The following is a 606-nucleotide window of genomic DNA, read 5'->3' on the forward strand; positions in this document are numbered from 1 at the left end:
CGACGGGAACGGCGCTCGATGTGGATGGAGGAGTGACACACCTGCGGGTCCGCCGCGGCTCGTGATCGCACCATGCGAGCAGGCGTTCCTCGCGCCCGTGCTGACGGAGACCGGCCCGGCTGCCCAACCTGGCCGATGAGCCGGGTCTTCTGGATGGCGCGACCAGGCTTGGCCCGATCGCCAGTCCTTTGAGTCGGCGATTCGGCTCACATGGCCGGCGAGGCGAGGCATGTCATCAACCCCTGCCAGGTGATACCGAACGCAGCCAGGGCCGGTTCAGCCCTGGGCCGCCGTTCGAGCCATGAACAGATCCACTCATGGAACGAACTTCTGACTCGGAAGACCAGCCTGCACCGGGGGAGGGCCAGCACCGTCGACGGTGCGACCGGAGCACGCCTCTGCGCGGATGTGCCAGGAGCTCCGCATCGAGCAGGCGCAGCGCCTCGGAGGGCTCGCCTGCCCGTAGTGTCACCGGCCGTCGTTCGGATACGACGACGGGCGAGGCTGGACACCGGAACCGTGCGCCGGCTGCGCGTCCCGCATCCACGGCTCGGACCGGCACCGCATGGCCCGCCGTTCGTCTGCGGCCGGCCGCCTTCTTGTCAC

Source organism: Streptomyces carpinensis (assembly GCF_002154505.1).
GTDB lineage: Bacteria > Actinomycetota > Actinomycetes > Streptomycetales > Streptomycetaceae > Streptomyces > Streptomyces carpinensis.